General features: G+C 52.7%; 16 protein-coding genes and 1 tRNA gene. 9 read left to right on the top strand and 8 right to left on the bottom strand.

What is annotated here, in order from left to right; genetic code table 11:
• The first annotated feature begins 17 nt into the window (after window positions 1–17).
• Genes PMI41_RS10950 through PMI41_RS10940 form a run of 3 tightly spaced genes read left to right on the top strand, consistent with a single transcriptional unit; the run spans window position 18 to window position 2,911 of the window.
• A complete protein-coding gene (locus PMI41_RS10950) occupies window positions 18–491 on the top strand; it encodes a GNAT family N-acetyltransferase (protein ID WP_008124682.1) in 474 nt (157 codons plus the stop codon).
• Window positions 492–519: 28 nt separating this feature from the next.
• The gene (locus PMI41_RS10945) at window positions 520–2,454 is read left to right on the top strand and encodes a beta-N-acetylhexosaminidase (RefSeq protein ID WP_008124680.1); all 1,935 of its coding nucleotides are present in this window, start codon (window positions 520–522) and stop codon (window positions 2,452–2,454) included.
• Window positions 2,455–2,479: 25 nt separating this feature from the next.
• On the top strand, window positions 2,480–2,911 hold the full coding sequence (locus tag PMI41_RS10940) for an OsmC family protein (RefSeq protein WP_008124677.1): 432 nt from the start codon (window positions 2,480–2,482) through the stop codon (window positions 2,909–2,911).
• Here the strand turns inward: PMI41_RS10940 and PMI41_RS10935 are convergent.
• From PMI41_RS10935 to PMI41_RS10925, 3 genes are all read right to left on the bottom strand, one after another.
• On the bottom strand, window positions 2,903–4,000 hold the full coding sequence (locus tag PMI41_RS10935) for an OmpA family protein (RefSeq protein ID WP_008124676.1): 1,098 nt from the start codon (window positions 3,998–4,000) through the stop codon (window positions 2,903–2,905). The two genes, PMI41_RS10940 and PMI41_RS10935, sit on opposite strands and share 9 nt — an antisense overlap.
• A 143-nt stretch (window positions 4,001–4,143) precedes the next feature.
• Window positions 4,144–4,218: transfer RNA gene (locus tag PMI41_RS10930), tRNA-Val, on the bottom strand.
• Window positions 4,219–4,317: 99 nt separating this feature from the next.
• Complete coding sequence (locus PMI41_RS10925) at window positions 4,318–4,680, bottom strand: response regulator (RefSeq protein ID WP_008124673.1); 363 nt, start codon at window positions 4,678–4,680, stop codon at window positions 4,318–4,320.
• A 267-nt stretch (window positions 4,681–4,947) separates the two neighbouring features.
• Here PMI41_RS10925 and PMI41_RS10920 point away from each other — a divergent pair, with 267 nt between their 5' ends.
• Window positions 4,948–5,838, top strand: a complete 891-nt coding sequence (locus PMI41_RS10920; RefSeq protein ID WP_008124672.1) for an N-formylglutamate amidohydrolase — start codon at window positions 4,948–4,950, stop codon at window positions 5,836–5,838.
• Window positions 5,839–6,076: 238 nt separating this feature from the next.
• A complete protein-coding gene (hisN, locus tag PMI41_RS10915; RefSeq protein ID WP_008124670.1) occupies window positions 6,077–6,850 on the top strand; it encodes a histidinol-phosphatase in 774 nt (257 codons plus the stop codon).
• Here the strand turns inward: hisN and PMI41_RS10910 are convergent.
• The gene (locus PMI41_RS10910) at window positions 6,840–7,823 is read right to left on the bottom strand and encodes an alpha/beta hydrolase (protein ID WP_008124668.1); all 984 of its coding nucleotides are present in this window, start codon (window positions 7,821–7,823) and stop codon (window positions 6,840–6,842) included. The two genes, hisN and PMI41_RS10910, sit on opposite strands and share 11 nt — an antisense overlap.
• A 216-nt stretch (window positions 7,824–8,039) precedes the next feature.
• Window positions 8,040–8,465 (bottom strand): hypothetical protein, encoded by a 426-nt coding sequence (locus PMI41_RS10905; RefSeq protein WP_008124665.1) that lies wholly within the window; start codon window positions 8,463–8,465, stop codon window positions 8,040–8,042.
• Window positions 8,466–8,733: 268 nt separating this feature from the next.
• Here PMI41_RS10905 and PMI41_RS10900 point away from each other — a divergent pair, with 268 nt between their 5' ends.
• On the top strand, window positions 8,734–9,201 hold the full coding sequence (locus PMI41_RS10900) for an Hsp20 family protein (protein WP_008124664.1): 468 nt from the start codon (window positions 8,734–8,736) through the stop codon (window positions 9,199–9,201).
• Window positions 9,202–9,249: 48 nt separating this feature from the next.
• Here the strand turns inward: PMI41_RS10900 and PMI41_RS10895 are convergent, their stop codons facing one another.
• On the bottom strand, window positions 9,250–10,299 hold the full coding sequence (locus PMI41_RS10895) for a low specificity L-threonine aldolase (RefSeq protein ID WP_008124662.1): 1,050 nt from the start codon (window positions 10,297–10,299) through the stop codon (window positions 9,250–9,252).
• 428 nt (window positions 10,300–10,727) lie between these two features.
• Here PMI41_RS10895 and gltB point away from each other — a divergent pair, with 428 nt between their 5' ends.
• Together gltB and PMI41_RS10885 are read left to right on the top strand one after the other, a co-directional pair.
• Window positions 10,728–15,446: a glutamate synthase large subunit gene (gene gltB / locus PMI41_RS10890; RefSeq protein ID WP_008124660.1), complete on the top strand. Its 4,719-nt coding sequence runs from the start codon at window positions 10,728–10,730 to the stop codon at window positions 15,444–15,446.
• A 109-nt stretch (window positions 15,447–15,555) separates the two neighbouring features.
• Complete coding sequence (locus PMI41_RS10885) at window positions 15,556–17,010, top strand: glutamate synthase subunit beta (protein ID WP_008124659.1); 1,455 nt, start codon at window positions 15,556–15,558, stop codon at window positions 17,008–17,010.
• Window positions 17,011–17,406: 396 nt separating this feature from the next.
• Here PMI41_RS10885 and PMI41_RS10880 read toward each other — a convergent pair whose 3' ends face one another.
• Both PMI41_RS10880 and PMI41_RS10875 read right to left on the bottom strand, forming a co-directional pair.
• Window positions 17,407–18,618 (bottom strand): DUF459 domain-containing protein, encoded by a 1,212-nt coding sequence (locus tag PMI41_RS10880; protein WP_008124656.1) that lies wholly within the window; start codon window positions 18,616–18,618, stop codon window positions 17,407–17,409.
• Window positions 18,619–18,631: 13 nt separating this feature from the next.
• The gene (locus PMI41_RS10875) at window positions 18,632–19,858 is read right to left on the bottom strand and encodes a lytic murein transglycosylase (RefSeq protein ID WP_008124654.1); all 1,227 of its coding nucleotides are present in this window, start codon (window positions 19,856–19,858) and stop codon (window positions 18,632–18,634) included.
• A gap of 296 nt (window positions 19,859–20,154) precedes the next feature.
• Between PMI41_RS10875 and galU the strand changes: the two genes are divergently transcribed.
• Entirely contained in the window at window positions 20,155–21,057 is a 903-nt protein-coding gene (gene galU, locus PMI41_RS10870) for a UTP--glucose-1-phosphate uridylyltransferase GalU (protein ID WP_008124652.1), read from the top strand.
• Window positions 21,058–21,244 lie beyond the last annotated feature (187 nt).

Raw genomic sequence — 21,244 nt, 5'->3', positions numbered from 1 at the left:
CGGTTATTGGAGCCAGTATGGATCTTCTGGTCAGACTTTATGCCCTCAAGCAAAACTCAAAACTTGATGAGCGCCTTTTTCACGCAGGCATCGTAATCAGACGCGTTCTCGCACCGGAACTTGGCCTTGTGACGCAGTGGATACAAAAGGAATTTGGTAGGGGCTGGGCGAGCGAGGCAACAGTCTCTTTTACCAGACAGCCTCCGGCGTGCTTCATTGCTGTGAAGAAGGGCGAGTTGATCGGGTTTGCTTGCTACGACGCGATTGCACGGGGTTTCTTCGGGCCAACCGGCGTGAGCGAGGCGGCAAGAGGCGCTGGTGCGGGCCAAGCTTTACTGTTGGCATGTCTTATTGACATGCGTTCGCAGGGCTACGGCTATGCCATTATTGGCGACGCAGGACCGATTGATTTCTACGCACGTGCGGTAGGTGCAACAGCCATTTCCGATTCAACACCGGGCATCTATGCCGGACTGCTCACAAACCCATAACGCAATCCACCATTCTGAAAGTCCATCCATGACATCGCGTATGCAATTTCGTCTTGAAACCCACTGGCAACCCGCCACAGGAAATGAACCGCTCTCCTATTCGTTGAAGCTCACAAACCTTTCATCGGAACCAATTACGGGTTTTCGTCTTTGCGTAAGCGGCCCAGCCCGTATCGACCCCGCAGCGACTGTCGAGGGCGGCATCCTTGTCGAACGGTTGTCAAATCATTCGGAATTTGCTCCGTTGGACAATTTTACATTGGAGCCGAATGCTTCATGGACGGTGAAGGCACGTGGCTTGAGTTATCCGCTTCGACATTGGAGCGATGGCGCAAATAGCGCCTATCTGTTGCTGGAAGATGGCAGTACTTTACCAATCCCCGCACTGCCGACACGTGCTATCGGCGACAACGCAACTTTAAAGCGTGGTGCAGAAATATATCCTGTCCCCGAGAATGTTGATGTACCTGTGGCCATCATTCCCTGGCCGCAATCTGTGGAAATTTCAGGAAATCGCCCCGCTCCTCTTGGCCTTGCTCCCGTTGCGAAGGATGCAGTTGCTGACAAAGCGATTGCAGCGTTCGATGCGCTCACCAAGGCTCTGTTCCCGGTTGAGGGTATTGTCCGTGGCGTTTCCGAAGGCGGATTGCCCGTTAACATTACCTTGCAAAAGGATGTTGGTGCTGAAGCCTACACAATAGAGTTCCAGCAGAATTCCATTGCGCTCACGGCAGGATCAAAGACCGGGGCTCTGTATGGACTGATCACTCTTGGACAGATACTGCGCGGTGCACGGCTTTATCCCGATACATTCAACTTTCCTTTGTCAGGCAAAATAGAAGACGCACCCGCCATGCTCTGGCGTGGTACTCATCTTGATGTTGCAAGGCAATTTTACAGCTCGGCTGAAATCACACAATTCCTGAATATTCTGGCGTGGAACAAGCTGAACAGATTTCACTGGCACCTTTCAGACGATGAAGCATGGCGCGTTGAAATCGATGCGTATCCCGAACTCATTTCCGTCGGTGCGTGGCGTGGTCATGGCTTGCCAATTCCGCCATTGCTCGGATCTGGACCGCACGCGACAGGTGGGTATTACACGAAGTCAGCAATCCGTGAGATTGTTGCACTTGCCAACGATCTGGGAATTGATGTGGTGCCGGAAATTGATATGCCTGGCCACTGTTACTCCGTCCTGCAGGCACTTCCCTGGCTGCGCGATCCGCAGGAAACGGGTGAATATTTTTCAATTCAAGGCTTTCCCAATAATTGTCTCAACCCTGCACGTGAAGAAACCTATCACTTCGTTGAAACAGTGCTGACGGAACTTCTGGAGCTATTTCCGTCCCGAACCATTCATGTCGGTGCAGATGAAGTCCCAACCGATGCGTGGTCTGGCTCACCTCAGGCGAAGCAACGTCTGGCTGAGCTTGGCGGAGATACTGCGGCTGTGCTGCAGGCCGATTTTCTGCGAAGAGCTCAAGCCTTTCTAATCGCCCATGGCCGTATCACTGGCGCTTGGGAGGAAGCGGCTCATGGTGGTGGTATTGAAAAGTCCAATTGCTATCTGGATGGTTGGCATACGGTGGAAATCAGCGCCAAGCTGGCTGCTGAAGGATATGACATCGTGGTGTGCCCCGGACCTGTTTATTATCTCGATATGGCAAATAGTCCCGATTGGTCAGAACCGGGGGCGGGATGGGCAGGGTGGTCCGAGCCTGAAAAACTTTATGAGTTTGATCCTGTAAAGGGCTGGAGTCAGGATCAGAAGAAACATTTTCTCGGCATCCAAACCTGCATCTGGTCTGAACCGATGACAGATCGCGGCGTGTTCGACCGACTTGTATTTCCGCGGATTTCAGCGATGGCCGAGACGGCATGGACGAAAGCGGAAGCAAAATCGTGGACTCGCTTTAAAGCAATGGCCGGACTGATGCCGGTGCTTTATGGAGTGGGGTAGTTCACTCAAATAGCGGGTAGAATCCATGACAGAGCTTAAAACGAGAACACGTGCGGTTGGTGCCAGAGCCGTTTTGAAAGCAAAGGAGCTTCCAGCGGTCACCACCGAAACAGGTGGCAAGCTGAACATTGTCACCTCTGTTTCCGAGGCAGGTTTCAATCCGCTTGACTTGCTCTATTCATCCTTGGCAGCTTGTATCGTGCTAAGCGCTCGCATCGCTGCTTCACGGCTGAAGGTTTCAGACAGGCTGGATGAAGTCCGTGTGCACGTCACTGGCGAGAAATCTCACGAAGAACCGTTTCGCATTGTGCGTTTCGATATCGATGTTGAGATTGAAGGCGATCTAGACGAGGCCGCGCGGCATCAGATCATGGAATTGGCCGAGGAGATTTGCACAGTCAGCAATACACTCCGCGGAGACGCCGATTTTGTTACGAGGATTTTGCCGTCAGTTTAATTTGACCAGAGCCACACGGCGATTCTTGGCGCGCCCTTCTTCATCGTCGTTGCTGGCAACCGGCGCCATCATTCCCGCGCCAGAGGTTGCCAGCCGCTCCGCTTTGATTTTGTAGGTCGTAACAAGAGCTTTCTTTACCGCAGCAGCGCGTTTCGACGATAGGTCAAGATTATAAGCGAACTTGCCCTCATTGTCGGTATGGCCGACGATTAAAACCGCCAGCTTTTCGTCAAGTGCCAGTAGACCTGCGATCTCTTTTAAGGTCGGCTCCGATTCAGGTTTCAGATCGCTTTTATCAGTGTCGAAATAAATGCCGTAAAGCGAAATGCTTCCTTGTGTAGAAATTGAACTCGCCATCTCGGTTGCGCCGACAACAACCATTTTCTTATCGCGTGATTTGGGTTCAACAACATGGACTATGGCAATAGTTCTGCCGTTCAGGGCTTTGCAATAAAGGTCATCAAGCATCGTATAGGTCTGGACGGTGACGTAAGTGTCGCCGTCAGAGGCGGGAATTTTCGCCGAAAAAAACCGCTGATCCTTTATTGCGGGCGTCAAAGCACAGGCTCCATTGGAAAACGCCTCGTCTTTGAGGTCGCCTTCGCGGAAGAAGATCATGGCGAGGCTCATATCGCCGCCGCCACCTGCACTGGAACGTGTAGCATCACCGCCACATTCTTCTGATTTACATTGAAAGAGTAGTTCGCCTTTGGCTTTCTCGATTTCATCCTGATAGTTACGCAAAACTTCGAGCGGAGAGCGTTCTGGCGGCAGCACATAAGCGATGCGGGTCAACATGCCCTCAATGTCGAGTGTCTTTTCCGGCGCATAAACAGAGTTGTTGCTGGCGTCACGTTTCTCGGTGTCAGGGTCGCGCTTCAGAGCGCCGAGGGGAACGGTGAAATCGGTGTAGGAGAAGGTTTCATAACTGACGATGAACGATCCATCATAGCGTTTGATCAAAGGATTGTCCGCTGACCCATCAATGTCGCTTGTTGGTTCGATGGCGTCAGCAAACGCGCCAGCCATACCTTTCATAAGCAACATCATGATAATGAGAAATTTCAAACCTTGCTGCAACGTAACCATGCATCGTCCCCCACAAGCCCGGTAACGGCATATCGGAGCACAAAAACCGGGCGACTGCCAGCGACTTCGCATTTTGAAAAGAAGACTTATCGATGCTGGTGGGTATTGCGGGATCTTAATTTTTGGATTTGAGAAGGGGCAGATGGTGGGCGTGACAGGGATTGAACCTGTGACCCCTACGATGTCAACGTAGTGCTCTCCCGCTGAGCTACACGCCCATCTGCCGGGCGCATACACCATATTGAATTGTGTCCGTCAATAGCTGTTGAGGGACTTAATGGGCTTTCTTGCAGGAATACAATAATGACGTAGCGCAACTAGGCTGCGACAAGCATTTTTTCGATTTCGTTGACAAGATCGCGCAAATGAAATGGCTTGGACAGCACTTTGGCGTCCTTGGGTGCCTTCGAATCAGCATTCAAGGCCACGGCCGCAAAACCGGTGATGAACATGATCTTGAGATCGGGGTCGATTTCGGACGCCCGTCGGGCCAATTCAATGCCATCCATTTCCGGCATGACGATATCGGTCAACAGGAGCGAAAACGGCTCTTCGCGCAGACGATCATAGGCGCTGGCACCATTATCGAAATGCGTGACATGATAGCCAGCTTTCTCAAGCGCTTTCACGAGGAAACGCCGCATATCATTGTCATCTTCTGCAAGAAGTATTCTTTTCATCGGTCCGTCCGAATTATTTAGCGCCGGATCATCCCCAGACCAGCGTTCCGTAGAATCTACAAAGCGCTTTTTTGGTAAAGATCACGTGAATGATTTGCTAGAAATAAGGCTGAACGGGGCAAATGTCGAGGTGGGTTCAGCGTGGATAGCATCTTAACAAAGATGAGCGTATCTTCCGTGCACCATCAATTCCATTACGCATAAACTTGCTCTAGTGTATCAGAAGCAGCACCCTGCAAGTTCAGCAATAAACATTTGAAGTGAACGATGACCGTCAACCGCGATTTTCCCGACAGCTCTCCCTATGAATTGCGGCAGCCGTCTGATCAACGCATACCATTCGTTTTCAACTCTCCCCATAGCGGCCGTTTCTATCCGCCAGCATTTATCCAGCAGTCACAACTTGATGCGCATATTATCCGCCGCTCGGAAGATTGCTTTGTAGATCAGCTCTTCGCTTCAGCGGTAATGCTGGGCGCGCCTTTGATGCTGGCGCATTTTCCGCGCGCATATCTCGATGTTAATCGTGAGCCCTATGAACTCGACGCAAAAATGTTTATCGAGCCGCTTCCTTCATTCGCCAATGCGCATTCTGCACGCGTGGCAGGCGGTCTTGGTACCGTTCCCCGACTGGTAGGAGAGGGGCAGGAAATCTATGCCCAGAAGCTCCATATATCCGAAGCGCTTGGCCGTATTGATACAATCTACAAGCCTTACCATGCGATGCTTGGGAATGTCCTTGCAATGACTTATGCCCGCTTTGGCTATGGCGTGCTTGTCGATTGCCACTCAATGCCAGCGAGCATCCGTTTTCCTGAAAGCGGAATGCGCCCGGATTTCATAATTGGAGATAGATTCGGCACGAGCTGCGCGCCGGAACTTGCAGGCGCTGCTATACAGCTGCTACGTGAAATGGGCTATGTGGTGGCCCATAACAAGCCCTATGCTGGAGGGTACATTACTGAACATTACGGCCGCCCTCTCAAGCACATCCATGCCTTGCAGATTGAGGTCAATCGCGGCCTTTACCTGAATGAAAATACTTATGAGAAAAAGCCCGGATTCGATCAGCTCCAGCGTGATATAGGGCTGTTTCTTGCAGATCTGGTTTCGCTGCCGGACTTCTATTTCCTCGATACACCGTTGGCCGCCGAATAAAACAATAACAGTCGCATGACAAAAAAAGACCGCGCGTGAGCGCGGTCCAAGTCTAGGGAGGAAACGCCCAAGGAGGGCATAGACAGGTCACCCCGTCCGACAATCAGTCTATGCTGCGTCGCACAAATGTCAAGTTAATTGCGCGCTTTTTTAAGCAGCCGCGAATATTGCCTAAAAAACATGCATAATTTGCGTGTTTTGACCTTAAATGAGAATAATTCAGTCGTCAGGAGCTGCTTTGGTTATCGATCTTACCTTTTTAAAGAAAATTGCAGAGGTTGCCTCACAGCAAACATTGCCCAGATTCAGAACCGCATCGCTTGTCGATAATAAGTATCAGAGTGGTTTTGATCCGGTCACGGAGGCTGACAGGGAAGCAGAGCGCGCAATTCGTGCGCTAATAAACGATACTTTCCCAGAGCATGGAATTTTAGGTGAGGAGTTTGGCGGCGAGAATCTGGACCAGCCGAATGTATGGGTCATTGACCCTATCGATGGAACGCGTGCCTTCATTTCCGGATTGCCTGTCTGGGGAACGCTTGCCGGGCTGACCGTCAATGGCGATGCGGTGGCCGGACTCATGTCGCAACCCTTCACCCGGGAACTGTTTATGTGTGACGGCGAGGCGTCCTGGTATGAAGGTCCTGATGGAACGCGCCGTTTGCAGACACGCAAGACAACCGAGCTTGCTGATGCGACGCTATTTACAACGACTCCGGCGCTTTTCAAGGATGCACAGCGAGAATCCTACGACCGGGTTGAATCATCTGTACGCCTGGCGCGGTACGGCACTGATTGCTACGCCTATGCCATGCTGGCATCTGGATTTGTCGATCTGGTCATTGAAACGGGGCTGCACCCTTATGACATCGTGGCGCTGATACCGATTATCGAGAAAGCTGGCGGTGTCTTTACAACATGGGATGGGGGACCGGCAGAAAAGGCTGGCGATATTGTCGCTGCGGCAACGCCTGAGCTGCATAGCAAAGCATTGGCGATGCTTAATCGGTAAGTTCTGTCTCGTCGGATAGTTGGGATTGCTCGTGTCCGGTTCCGGGAACAAAGGCGTCAAACGCAGCCCAAAACTGCTCGCGATAGAAATCGGCTTCCTGCAATATCTCGTGTCTGGCGCCGTCAATGGTGAGAAGAGTAGTGTTGCGTAGCTGCAAAGCATAGCGCTCAATCGCCGGGGTGGAGACGATGCGGTCTGCGCCTGCTGCGATGATCAGTATGGGAATACGTATTTTCTCGATGAACTCAGGTCGGTTCACCTTCCTGATCGCTTTTGCAGCAGCAAGAATCCAGCTCGCTGTCGGGCCCCCAAGCGCCAGTTCCGGCGATTGTTCCAGTACGTCGCATTGGCGCTTGTAGCGAACAGCATCGGATGTAACCGGATTGTTTTCGAAAGGCTTGGCCTTGTATGGCCCGCTGAGCATATATGTTCTGCCAAGCCCTATCGAACGCAGAGAGTTTGCCACGATTCTCGCTGTCATTCTTTGCAGGCGTGTCATTGGGATATCAAGCAATGGCGAGGTCAGAACCATCCTGTGAATTCTGTTGGACATTGAAGGGGCGGCAAGCAGCGCTATAAGCGCCCCGGTTGAGTGGGCGAGGACATAAAATGGCCCACGGCAATCGGGTAGAAGCACCGCCTCGAAGAAACGCTCGAAATCTGAAACATAATGTTCGAAACTTCTTATATGGCCACGTGCAACATCACGCAAAATACGGCTTGAAGCGCCCTGACCGCGCCAGTCGAAGGTGGCAACAGTAAATCCGCGTGCTGCGATGTCCTTGGCGGTTTCAAAGTATTTTTCGATGCATTCACTACGCCCGTGCAAAAGAATGACAGTACCACGAACGTGCGTAGTGCTGGCGGGAATGATCGCATAGCGCAGTTGCTTGCGATCAGGCAGATCAAAACTATCAACACGAGCCCCGGTAGGAATGGGATTGGATGCAGTTTCGATAAGTGTTCGAATCATGTTCGTACGGATGCCTTAATGAGCAATTTCTCTCCGTGATAAAGCCGCTCCGGCAGAAGGTCAAACAATGCCGATGGAGGACAACGAAACCGGAATAAGAAGTAAACTTATATCTGGAAATATCAAAAAAGATCGACCGGAAACCCTCCCTGAGAGTTTCCGGCCAGTACATTGCAGATGGAAGGGACGTTACATCCGCAATGATTTCGGCTTTTATCAGTAGGCCGGATTGATCTCGATGCGGAAGCCCGAACGATCCCGGTCACGGTCGCGTCCAACGCGGCGTGTTTCAAGAATTTCACCTCTGCGGGAGACAACAACAATAACCGGGTTGCCGCGACGTGAAGCTCTTACAAAATAGCGCCCGCGTTCAAAGTCGACGTCACGTACACGATATCCACGACGTTCAAGCATGCGGGTAACGTCGCGTGGACCGAAGCGCTCGCGGCGATCTTCGCGCCAATCACGGCGATCACGATCATAGCGACCGCGATCCTGAATGAAGTAGCCGTCCTGTTCGTCGTCCTCTAGATAAATCGCAGGTGCATTATCGCGATAATAGCGTTCCTGAGCAAAAGCCGAAGAGGCAAAGCCTGTGATCAAAACAGCGGCTGCAGTAAGCGCGAGAAAAGGTCTCTTCATTGTCCTATCCTTTGTATGCCGGACCGTATCCGACCGTGAGTGTAGATATAAACCATCAAGGTGAACGTATTCCGAAGATGATGTTCATTTTGCGTTCATTGAAACGTTTGGGTTGGCAAAAAACGGACTTGAAACCACCGCGCAGGCTTACCAAATAAGCTTTGCAGCCGCCATATCGGGGCTGTTGGTTCAACGGGATTTGCCATATCGGGGATCTCAGGACGAATCAGAAAACGCAAACATTGTCGCTCTAAAGGAGGGCTTACCCATGCGTCACGTTGATTTTTCACCACTCTATCGTTCAACTGTTGGTTTCGACCGGCTTTTCACAATCCTCGACAGTTTGGCACAGCCGGAAGGCGCCCAGACCTATCCGCCCTATAATATCGAGCGGACAGGCGATAATACCTATCGCATCACCATGGCTGTTGCCGGTTTCTCTGAAGATGAAATTCAGATTGAGGCCCATCGCAACCAGTTGAAAGTGACTGGTGAGAAGGCTGCTGAAAAGTCTGAAGGTTCTGAAACGCTTTATCGTGGCATTGCTTCACGCGCGTTTGAACGCCGCTTTCATCTTGCCGATTTCGTCGAGGTTAATGGTGCCAGTCTGAAAAATGGCTTGCTGCACATTGATCTCAAGCGCGAAATTCCCGAAGAGATGAAGCCGCGCAAGATCGCTGTCACGGCTTTGTCTGACAACGAAGCCAAGCAGATCGAAGCCAAAGCCACGCACTAAGCGGCTATTTCGTTGAGTGAAGAAGGCGGCGCAGTAATGCGCCGCTTTTTATGCGATCAGATCACCAAATCGGACAACTTCGTCCTGTGTCGTAGCAAAGCTGGTCACAAGACGAATCAATGCTTCATTCCCGGTAATCAGGTTTGCTTCATTGTGGGGTGGCTTCCACTCATAAAAAATGGCGCCGCTTGCCTGTAAACTGGCAACATTATCCTTGGAAACGATCGCGAAAACTTCGTTTGCACGTGGCTCCCAAGCGAGCTTCAGTTTTTTCGAGGCCTTGATGCGCGTTGCCAGTTCCTGCGCCATATCGTTGGCATGGCTGGCAAGTTTGAGCCACAACCCATCGGCAAAATAGGCTTCAAACTGCGCTGCCACGAAACGTGACTTTGAGAAAAGCTGCGCGGACCTTTTCCGGATGAAGGGCAGATCCTTTGCCTGATCGGGATTCATGAATACCAGCGCCTCTGCACACCAGCAGCCATTCTTGGTACCGCCAAAGGAAAGGATGTCGATACCCTGCTTCCACGTCATTTCTGCCGGGCTGCAGCCCAACGTAACAAGCGCATTGGCAAAGCGTGCGCCATCCATATGCAGCGGCAATCCATTACCTTTGCACAGAGCCGAGATGGCTGCGATTTCGTTCAATTCATAAAGCGTACCGATCTCGGTAGACTGGGTAATCGAGACGCCCATAGGCTGGCCGGAATGCACATTGCCTGGCGCAAAACCTTCGATTGCTGCTTTCAGATTGCTGATATCCATACGCCCTGTCGGACCATCCACCGGCTGTAGACGGCCTCCCGCAGAGAGAAAACCGGGAGCCCCGCCCTCATCATCAATCACATGAGCTTCACGATGAGCGAATGTGACGCCTCCCGGCCGTCCAATGGCAGCTTGAGCCAACGAATTCGCGGCGGTGCCAGTCCCAACAAAGAAAACAGCGACTTCCCGTTCAAATATTTTATTGAACGTTTCGTCTACAATGCGGTCAAGCATGCTGGAGCCATAGGCTGAGGCAAAACCGGCCGAATGCCGGTTCAGATTCTCGGCAATTTTGGGATGGGCGCCGGCCCAGTTATCGGACGCAAAGTGCATGAAGCTTACCTCTGTTCAGGATATGATGGCTGAGGCTTACGCCTTTAGCAGCATGGTGGAAAGCGGTCGTCAACGCTAATATTGGCGGAAGTCCCCGCGAAAACTTCAAGCATTAGCGGAAAATGCGGTGTCAGTAACTAATGCGACCAAATTGACAATTTGACGCAATCTTCTTTCGTGGAATGGTGTTATTTTTTGCTTTTCCATCTTGTTTGTTTGGAATTATTCTGGCATACGCTAATACGACAGCAATACTGTCCTATTTGCGGAAACTAAAAATTGAAGGCAGAAAGCTTGGCTTCTGTCTTTCTTGAGGTGCCTGCAATCTACAATCGGAAGATATGCCGCATGAAGCCGGGCGTGAATTATGCTATTCCCGTCCCTGGACACAAGACCGCCCTGCGAGGGCTTAAATGGAGGAATTGACGATGTCGGATTTGACGCCATCTGTAACGACTGAACTAGCTCAGGCCGTACAGAATCGTGCGGTCAAAACCAATAAATTGTCAGGTTTTCCTAAAGCCCAAGGGCTCTACGATCCTCGTAACGAACATGACGCCTGCGGTGTGGGCTTTGTTGCGCATATGAAGGGCGAAAAGTCCCGCAAGATCATCGAAGACGGGCTTTTCATGCTCGAAAACCTCACTCATCGCGGCGCCGTAGGTGCTGATCCGCTGATGGGCGATGGTGCTGGTATGCTCGTGCAGATTCCAGATGCGTTTTTCCGCGCTGAATGGGCCGAAAAGGGGGTCGAGCTTCCCGCGGTCAACCAATATGCTGTTGGCTATTTCTTTATGCCGCAGGATCCCGAAGAGCGTGCTCACATTGAGCAGGTAGTCGCTGAAGTTATTGCTTCAGAAGGCCAGACGCTGATCGGCTTTCGTGATGTGCCAGTTGACAACTCCTCGTTGTCAAAGGCTCCGCATATTGCTGCGACCGAGCCCTTCCATCGTCAGGTATTCATAGGGCGTAACCCCAGCATTGAATCCAACGAAGACTTCGAAGGTCGTCTTTTCGTCCTCCGCAAGGTGATCTCCAACCGTATCTATAAAGAGAACGGCGATAGGGAGAGTGACTTTTATGTGGTCTCCATGTCTGCCCGGACGATTGTCTATAAAGGTATGTTTCTGGCCTATCAGGTTGGTGCCTATTACAAGGATTTGAAGGACCCGCGTTTTGTCAGTGCGGTGGCGCTCGTTCACCAGCGCTTTTCGACAAACACGTTTCCGTCCTGGAAGCTTGCGCACCCATACCGCATGGTCGCGCATAACGGCGAAATCAACACATTGCGCGGCAACGTGAACTGGATGGCTGCCCGGCAGGCTTCCGTTGACTCCGAGTTTTTTGGGAACGACATTTCCAAGCTCTGGCCGATTTCCTATGAGGGGCAGTCCGATACGGCCTGTTTCGACAATGCGTTGGAATTCCTGTTTCAGGGTGGGTATTCGCTTGCCCATGCGATGATGATGCTCATCCCGGAGGCATGGGCCGGCAACAAACTGATCGCTGATGACCGCAAGGCGTTCTACGAATATCACGCAGCTCTTATGGAGCCATGGGATGGTCCGGCAGCTGTCGCATTTACAGATGGCCGGCAAATCGGCGCGACGCTGGACCGTAATGGCCTGCGCCCTGCACGCTATCTGGTCACTGACGATGATTTCGTCATCATGGCATCGGAAGCCGGTGTGCTGCCCGTGCCTGAAGAAAAGATCGTCAAGAAGTGGCGCTTGCAGCCCGGTCGCATGCTGCTCATCGATATGGAAAAAGGCGAGATTGTTTCGGATGATACAATCAAGTCCGAGATAGCCAATCGTCACCCCTACAAGCAGTGGCTCAAGAATACGCAGCTGATCCTGGAAGAACTGAACCCGGTCGAGCCGCGTGCTCTTCGCAAGGATGTCAGCCTTCTCGATCGCCAACAGGCGTTCGGTTACACGCAGGAAGACACGCGCATTCTGATGTCGCCCATGGCGACAACGGGTCAGGAAGCCATTGGCTCGATGGGTACGGACACGCCGATCTCGGCCATGTCTGACAAGTCGAAGATGCTTTATACATATTTCAAGCAGAACTTCGCACAGGTCACGAATCCACCGATTGATCCGATCCGCGAAGAGTTGGTGATGAGCCTTGTTTCATTCATTGGTCCGCGTCCGAACCTGTTCGATCTTGTTGGAACTTCTCGCCGCAAACGGCTGGAAGTACGACAGCCTATTCTGACCAATGGCGATCTGGAAAAGATCCGCTCTATCGGCCACACCGAAGATCGCTTCGACACGAAGACACTTGATACAGCTTACGCTGTTGAAGAAGGTGCAGCCGGTATGGCTGGCGCTGTGGAACGACTTTGCGACCGTGCCGAAGCGGCAGTTCATGGTGGATATAACATCATCATCCTGTCAGACCGGCAGGTTGGTCCGGATCGCATTCCGATTCCCGCGCTGCTCGCAACAGCGGCCGTCCACCATCACCTTATCCGTAAAGGTTTGCGCACCTCGGTCGGCTTGGTGGTTGAATCGGGCGAGCCACGCGAAGTGCATCATTTCTGCTGTCTTGCAGGTTATGGTGCGGAAGCAATCAACCCATATCTGGCATTTGATACGCTGCTCGACATGCATAAGCGCGGCGAATTCCCGCCGGAAGTGGATTCGAAGGAAATTGTATCGCGGTATATAAAGTCCATCGGCAAGGGCATCCTGAAGGTCATGTCGAAGATGGGCATCTCGACCTATCAGTCCTATTGCGGTGCGCAGATTTTTGATGCCGTCGGGCTGCAATCGGAATTCGTAGATCGGTTCTTCTTCGGCACCGCTACCATGATCGAAGGTGTCGGGCTCGAAGAAATCGCAGAAGAAACCATTCGCCGTCACCGCGATGCTTTCGGCAATGACCCTGTATTGTTGAACACGCTCGAAGTTGGTGGCGAATATGCATATCGCATGCGCGGCGAAGCGCATCTCTGGTCGCCGGATGCGGTTGCAAAGCTGCAGCATGCTGTGCGCACCGAGTCAGCGAGCACGTTCAAGGAATATTCTGATCTGGTGAACAGCCAGTCAGCTCGGGCAAAGACCATTCGCGGTCTGTTTAACATCAAGATGGCTGCGGAGACCGGGCGCAAGCCAGTTTCTATAGATGATGTCGAGCCCGCCAAGGAGATCGTAAAGCGGTTTTCTACAGGCGCGATGTCGTTCGGCTCTATCAGCCGCGAAGCCCATACAACACTGGCTGTTGCGATGAACCGCATTGGCGGAAAGTCCAACACAGGTGAGGGTGGCGAGGAGCCGGACCGGTTCTATCCTTTGCCGGATGGCAAGCCAAACCCGGAACGCTCTGCAATCAAGCAGGTGGCATCCGGACGCTTTGGCGTGACGACGGAGTATCTTGTCAATTCTGACATGATGCAGATCAAGGTTGCTCAAGGAGCAAAGCCTGGTGAAGGTGGTCAGCTTCCAGGTCACAAGGTTGATGCTACAGTTGCCAAGACCCGGCATTCGACCCCGGGTGTCGGTCTTATATCTCCGCCGCCGCACCATGACATTTATTCGATCGAAGATCTGGCGCAGCTGATCTACGATCTGAAAAACGTCAATCCCGAAGCGGATGTGTCGGTCAAGCTGGTATCTGAGGTTGGCGTTGGCACAGTTGCTGCTGGCGTAGCCAAGGCGCGCGCCGATCACATCACCATTTCCGGCTATGACGGTGGAACGGGAGCTTCGCCGCTGACATCGCTCAAGCATGCGGGCAGCCCGTGGGAGATGGGACTTGCAGAAACTCAGCAAACGCTGGTTCTCAACGGTCTTCGTTCACGCATTGCCTTGCAGGTGGACGGCGGCTTGCGGACGGGGCGTGACGTGATTGTCGGTGCGTTGCTGGGCGCAGACGAGTTCGGTTTCTCTACTGCCCCGTTGATTGCGGCTGGCTGCATCATGATGCGCAAGTGTCACCTGAACACCTGTCCTGTTGGTGTCGCTACGCAGGATCCTGTTCTGCGCAAGCGTTTCAAAGGCACCCCTGAGCATGTGATCAACTTCTTCTTCTATATGGCGGAAGAGGTTCGGCAGTTCCTTGCGGAAATGGGCTATACGCGATTTGAAGAGATAGTTGGCAAAGCCGAACTTCTTGAAAAGCGTGAGATGATTGACCACTGGAAAGCTAAGGGCCTTGATTTCAGCCGTATATTCCACAAGCCGGAAGCGTCTGAGGAAAAGACCCGTTGGACGGAGCGTCAAAACCATCCGATCTTCGATGTTCTCGATCGTAAGCTGATTGAACAGGCTCTTCCCGCACTGGAAAACCGGATTCCTGTGAAGATCGAAATGGACATCAAGAATGTTGATCGTTCTGCAGGTGCCATGCTTTCGGGCGAAGTTGCCAAGCGTTTCCGGCACAAGGGCCTGAAGGAAGATACGATTTCGGTAAAGTTCACCGGAACGGCCGGGCAGTCCTTCGCTGCATTTTTGGCGAGGGGAATTTCCTTTGAGCTGATCGGTGATGGCAACGACTATGTTGGCAAGGGTCTTTGCGGCGGGCGTATCGTCATTCGACCGCCGGAAAACACGAAAATTGTGCCGGAAGACTCGATTATTGTCGGTAACACGGTGCTTTATGGAGCTATCGAAGGCGAGGCCTATTTCCGCGGTGTTGCAGGCGAACGTTTCGCTGTGCGTAACTCGGGTGCGATTGCCGTTGTCGAAGGTACGGGCGATCACGGTTGCGAGTACATGACCGGCGGCGTCGTGGTGGTCATCGGCCAAACCGGTCGCAACTTCGCGGCGGGTATGTCCGGCGGTGTTGCCTATGTGCTTGATGAAGCTGGTGATTTTGCCCAGCGATGCAACATGGCAATGGTGGAGCTCGAGCCGGTCCCTGAAGAGGACGACATCCTTGAAAAGCTGCATCACCACGGTGGTGATCTTGCACACAAGGGCCGGGTCGATGTCTCAGCGAACATGACACGGCATGATGAAGAGCGTCTGGTTCAACTGATTTCAAACCATATGCATTATACGGGTTCTGGCCGGGCGAAGGAAATTCTCGATAATTGGGAAACCTTCAGGCCGAAATTCGTGAAAGTCATGCCGGTGGAATACCGACGCGCGCTCGAAGACATGGAGCGTATGCGTATGGGTGTCGCAGCCGAATAATTTCAATGCCTTGGCTTCGAGCGTCGTTACGATGCTCGGCCAAGGTCCAATGCTGCCCATCGATTTAAATCGATATGGGTGGCCCTCCGAGAGGCGAGGGGAGCAGTTTATGGGTAAGGTTACAGGTTTTCTTGAGATAGACCGGCAGGTTGGCAAGTATCAGCCGGCATCGGATCGTATTCGCCACTTCAGGGAATTCACTATTCCCATGACCGATGGTGAGGTCAAAAAGCAGGCGGCTCGCTGCATGGATTGCGGTATTCCGTTTTGCCATGGACCAACAGGTTGCCCGGTGCACAATCAGATCCCGGACTGGAACGATCTCGTCTATAATGACAATTGGGATGAGGCGATCCGGAACCTGCACTCCACCAATAATTTCCCTGAATTTACAGGGAGAATCTGTCCTGCGCCTTGCGAAGAAGCCTGTACGCTGAACCTTGAAGACGTGCCGGTTTCAATCAAGACCGTCGAGCAGGCTATTGCCGACAAGGCCTATGAAACCGGATTTATCATTCCGCAGCCAGCAGCTTCGAAGACTGGAAAGAATGTTGCGGTCATCGGTTCAGGACCGGCAGGAATGGCGGCCGCGCAGCAACTTGGACGCGCCGGACACGAGGTTCACATATACGAACGCGAGAGTAAGCCGGGTGGATTGTTGCGTTATGGCATTCCGGATTTCAAGATGGAAAAGCACTTCATCGACCGTCGCATCAGCCAGATGGAAGGCGAAGGTGTTACGTTTTTCTGTGGTGTAAATGTCGGAATTGATAAGCCAATTCAAGAGCTTATCGATAGCTATGATGCTGTGTTGTATTGCGGTGGCGCAGAGACACCCCGCCCGGCTGGTATACCGGGTGCGGAGTTTGAGGGTGTCCATGACGCCATGCATTATCTGGTCCAGCAGAACCGCCGCGTTGGCCGCGAAAACATTGAATCCGTTGCCTGGAAGAGCGACTCAATTGTCGCGTCCGGGAAGCACGTTGTGGTTGTTGGTGGTGGTGATACGGCCTCCGACTGTGTGGGCACCGCGTTCCGTCAGGGCGCGGTAAAAGTGACCCAGCTGGACATCCGCCCGCAGCCGCCCGAGAAGGAAGACAAGCTTAGCGTCTGGCCTTACTGGGCGACAAAAATGCGCACATCGTCATCGCAAGCCGAAGGCGCTTCGCGGGAATTTCAGGTGGCAACCCTTGAATTCATTGGAGAAAATGGCGAGCTTACCCACGTGAAATGTTGCGAAGTGGACGAGGCACGCAAGCCTATCGCCGGAACAGAATTCTTCATCAAGGCCGATCTCGCCTTCATCGCAATCGGCTTTTCCGGTCCCTTTGAAGACGGAATTGTGAAAGAGCTTTCCGGCTCTCTTGAAATGAAGGCCGATCGCCGCGGCAACCGTTCGGTTGTAGCCGATGAAGTGGAATATCGCACAAGTGTCGACAAGCTTTTCACCGCTGGCGACGTAAGGCGCGGCCAATCACTGGTCGTCTGGGCCATCCGTGAAGGACGTCAGGCGGCAGCGGCAATTGATGCGGCCCTGATGGGCACGACTGTCCTACCGCGATAACAATCTCTACCGCGCACAACCAAATTGCGCGCGGTAGTTGCTAATTTGCTCCCCAATTCGACCATTTTGCTCTCAAGTAAAGGGATTTTGCTCTGGAACGGGCATAATCCCATTCAATGCTGTCGAGATTGGTGTTCTTTTACGGGCTTCACGAAGCCCACGCTTTTCAGGCGCAATTTTTTTGGTTGATGCGCTTGCTATGGTTGCATACTCGTCAGTGGACACAGAAATGCGTCTACTGATTGTAAATATCAGATCAGCAATCAAAGATTGAGAAAGCGCAGGATTTATTACGGTATACTCGCAACCGGGTTGTTACCAGAATCAGCCGCCCTCTTTTCGCGTTGGAAAACGCGTATAATCTGCAGTCACGTAGCAGTTCGTAATCTGGCGCGTTTACTTTGCAGGCTTCGGCCATGTAAAATCATTTGTCCTACCGGGCTGGCTTGCGGGTGCAACGCCCTGATTGACAAGCAGGTCCCGCGCAGATTTTTCCGACGCCGCTATGGGACGGGTAGGCGCGCCGAGCAGATCGGTCCCGCCATCCAGTTCCGGATCGCTAAGGCTGATTGGCGCAAGACGGTCGACCTTGATCGGCCCTGAAGGAATTTCCGGCAAAGCCTGCACCGGGGCACCCGGCTTGATAGCGGCGATATTGGGTGCTGTTGCCGTACCAAGCAATTGACGCAGCGGCTTTTCGACATAAAAGGCAAGCTTGCGTTTGCCAGCGCTGGTCAGCCCGATACCATCATTATTGCGCAAGCGCGCGGTTTGCCCGGACATGTCAAAACCCGTCAGGGTGAAGGTGCCGCTTTGGTCAACAAAGCCATCCCACACATCGACAAAAGTACCATCGGCTTTTTCAGCAGCATTGCGGTAAAGCTCGTTGAATGCCAGCACATCATTGGTCATGCTTTTGGTTTTGAATGCCGGTTGCCCGACCCAAACCACAGGCTGGCCGGTTTTCTTGACAGCATCAAGAAATGCGCCAAGCCGTGCCTGATATTCTTTAGACCATTCATCGCCCAGCAACGGCTTGCCCTTGGCCTCAGACTGAACGCCGCTGAATGGCTGACGATCATTCGCCCCTGCCATGATAACAACGACCGAAGGCTTTTCCGTTTCGATCATGCTGCCGATAGTCGCTGGCCAATTCAGATGGTCGTCACGAACAAATCCGGAAGAGCCATCGGCTTTATCGATAACGCGAACACCGGGGCTATCGATAAACGCCGCATCAAGTCCCTCTGCCAAACCACTGGCCATGAAATCACCAACCACCAGCACAGTTTTTGCGTCGGCAAGTTTGGCGGGTATTGCGGCCTCCGTTGAAACTGCTGCCGCAGGTCCGGTCGCAGGTGTTCCGGCCGGAGCAGTTTTCGGGCGTGCAGGTTTGGTGGCGCGGTTTCGGGGTTGTGGCCGCGGTCGCCTGCCATCGTCAATCAGGCGATCCGTATCTTCGCGATAAATCTCGCGCCGTCCCATAAGCATGTCGAGCAAAGTTCGGGCAGCCGCGGTTTCGGTGAAAACCATGCTGCCGCCCGCTGTGAGGACAATGGACACGACAAGGAAACGCATGGAAGCGACCGGCGTCTTTCGTTTGTCCATTCTACTCCTAGCTCTACTTCTTGCGAAGGATCGTCAGCACTTCCTTGCTCGGATGCCCATCAGGGTCCATGCCCATGCGGGTCTGGAAAGCCTGAATCGCATTGCGCGAGCCGCTGCCGATCTTGCCATCGACCTTGCCGTCATAATAGCCGAGTTCGGTCAAATGATGTTGAAGTTCTTCACGCTCCTTCATTGTGATTGGCGTGAAGGGGCGGTTCCAATCCTGACGCAGCCCGGTTGAACCGGCAATCTGGTCGGCCAACAGGCCCACACCAAGCGCATATTTATCGGCATTGTTGTAGTTCTTCAGAACGAAGAAATTTTTGGTCATCAGGAATGAAGGTCCCTGACGTCCATCCGGCACCTTGAGCGTTGCCTTTATGCTGCCGTTCGGGAACGCCTTGCCATTGGCGCGAACCACGCCGAGGCTCTGCCATTCTGCGATTGACTTTGAACCGGCAGGGAACTTGCGCCCGGCGGGCAGAACAACCTCGTATCCCCATGTCTGCCCGGATTGCCAGCCATTCTTGCGCAGAAGATTGGCAGCTGTTGCCAAGGCGTCAGGTATGGAATTCCAGATGTCGCGCTTGCCATTGCCATCCATATCGACGGCATAGGCAAGATAGCTGGTGGGAATAAACTGGGTATGGCCGAGTGCACCCGCCCATGAACCTGTCAAATGGCTGCGGTCTATATCGCCCGTCTGCAGGATTTTCATGGCGGCAATCAGCTGGGTGCGGCCAAACTTTCCGCGGCGTGGATCGGCATAGGCGAGGGTAGCGAGCGATCGGACAGCATCGCGCATCACGTCATCGCGTTTCATGATCTCGCCGTAGTTGGTTTCCATCGACCAGATGGCCAGAAGAATATTGCGGTCAACACCAAAGGATTTTTCGATGGCGCCGAGCCAGCGGCTATATTTCTTTGCCATTTCGCGGCCGGTCGCGACCGAGTTTTCATTGACGCGATTGTCGATATAGTCCCAGACAGGTGCAGTGAATTCCGGCTGGAACTTGGCTTTTTCCAGCACTTCAGGATCGATTTCGGTGACACCAGCAAAAGCGCGCTTGTAGGTTGCTGCGGAAATGCCGCTAGCCATCGCAGTAGCCCGGAATTCAGCGATCCAGTTCTGGAACTTTGCATCGGCGGAGGCATTGTTGACGTTCAGTGACAGCGCAAGGCCTGCCGCTGCCGCAATCATATATAGACGTTTGGATAATGCCGACGAAACTTCAATCATGTTATGCCCTCGAATGTGTTTCCACAGGTTCAGACGATAATATTTGCATGCCAAAGTTAGGAATTAGTTTACCATGCCTATTCCAATGCCCACATTAACATCAGCAAAGAATATTTATTTTACAGGCCTGTGCATTTTCGTTCTTTGAGGCCAGATTGTCTACCACGCAACCAAAAACCGGAATCGGTATTTGGAAATTATATCAAAATTTGAATTGTTACTGCGGCTTTTGTGAGTTCACGGCGACAATTACCGGTTTAACTAAGTTATCGCATACAACACTAAACGAGGTACTGATGACGACACTGAAGAAAATTCGCAAGGCCGTCTTTCCAGTTGCGGGTTTTGGAACCCGCGTTCTTCCTGCCACGAAATCCATTCCCAAGGAAATGCTGACCGTTGTCGACAAGCCGGTCATCCAATATGTGGTTGACGAAGCGCGCGAAGCCGGCATCGAACACTTCATTTTCGTAACGGGACGCAACAAGGCGGTCATCGAAGATTATTTCGATGCGCAGTATGAGCTTTATTCCTCGCTGACAGAGCGCGGCAAAACCGCGTTGCTGGAAGAGTTGCAGAGCATTCAGCCCCGCCCGGGTACCACAAGCTTTACCCGCCAGCAGGTGCCTATGGGGCTTGGCCACGCCGTCTGGTGCGCGCGCGATATCGTCGGCGATGAGCCGTTTGCGCTGCTACTGCCGGACATGATCATGCAGCCGGAGAAAAATGGCTGCCTTGCCGATATGGTGGAACTTTACAATCAGTCCGGCGGCAATGTCGTGGCCGTGCAGGAATGTGATCCTGCCGAGACGCACAAATACGGCATTGTCGGACAGGGCAAACCTGTCGGCAAGGGTTTTGAGCTAACGGAAATGGTAGAGAAGCCTGCCAAAGGCACGGCACCTTCAAATCTTTACATCAATGGCCGCTATATTTTGCAGCCGGAGATATTCGGTATTCTGGAAAATCAGGAACGCGGCGCGGGCAATGAAATCCAGCTCACCGATGCCATGCTGAAACTGACCAAGGAACAGGATTTCTTCGGTTACCACTTCAAGGGCCGCACCTATGACACCGGCTCCAAAGAAGGTTTTGTCGAAGCCAATGTGGCCTTTGCACTGTGGCGCGAAGATATCCGCAATGGTGTGTTCGACAATATCGGCAACATGCTGAAGACGATCAAGCCAAAGGGCCAGTGATCTGTTTTACGGATTTCGGTGCCACCCTATCTCCCCCCTTGTGGGGGAGAACGTGATTTCAGCATCTTAGCTCTTGCTAAGTGCTAGAAATCGCAAGAGAGGGGGTAATGCGCAGTCAGGCAAATGAATCCCCTCACTTGGATTTTCTAAGGTTTTAGCAAAGAGGCTAAAACCAAGAAAATCCTTT

Source organism: Phyllobacterium sp. YR531 (assembly GCF_000282595.1).
Lineage (GTDB): Bacteria > Pseudomonadota > Alphaproteobacteria > Rhizobiales > Rhizobiaceae > Phyllobacterium.
This window is presented reverse-complemented; position numbering and strand designations above follow the sequence as displayed.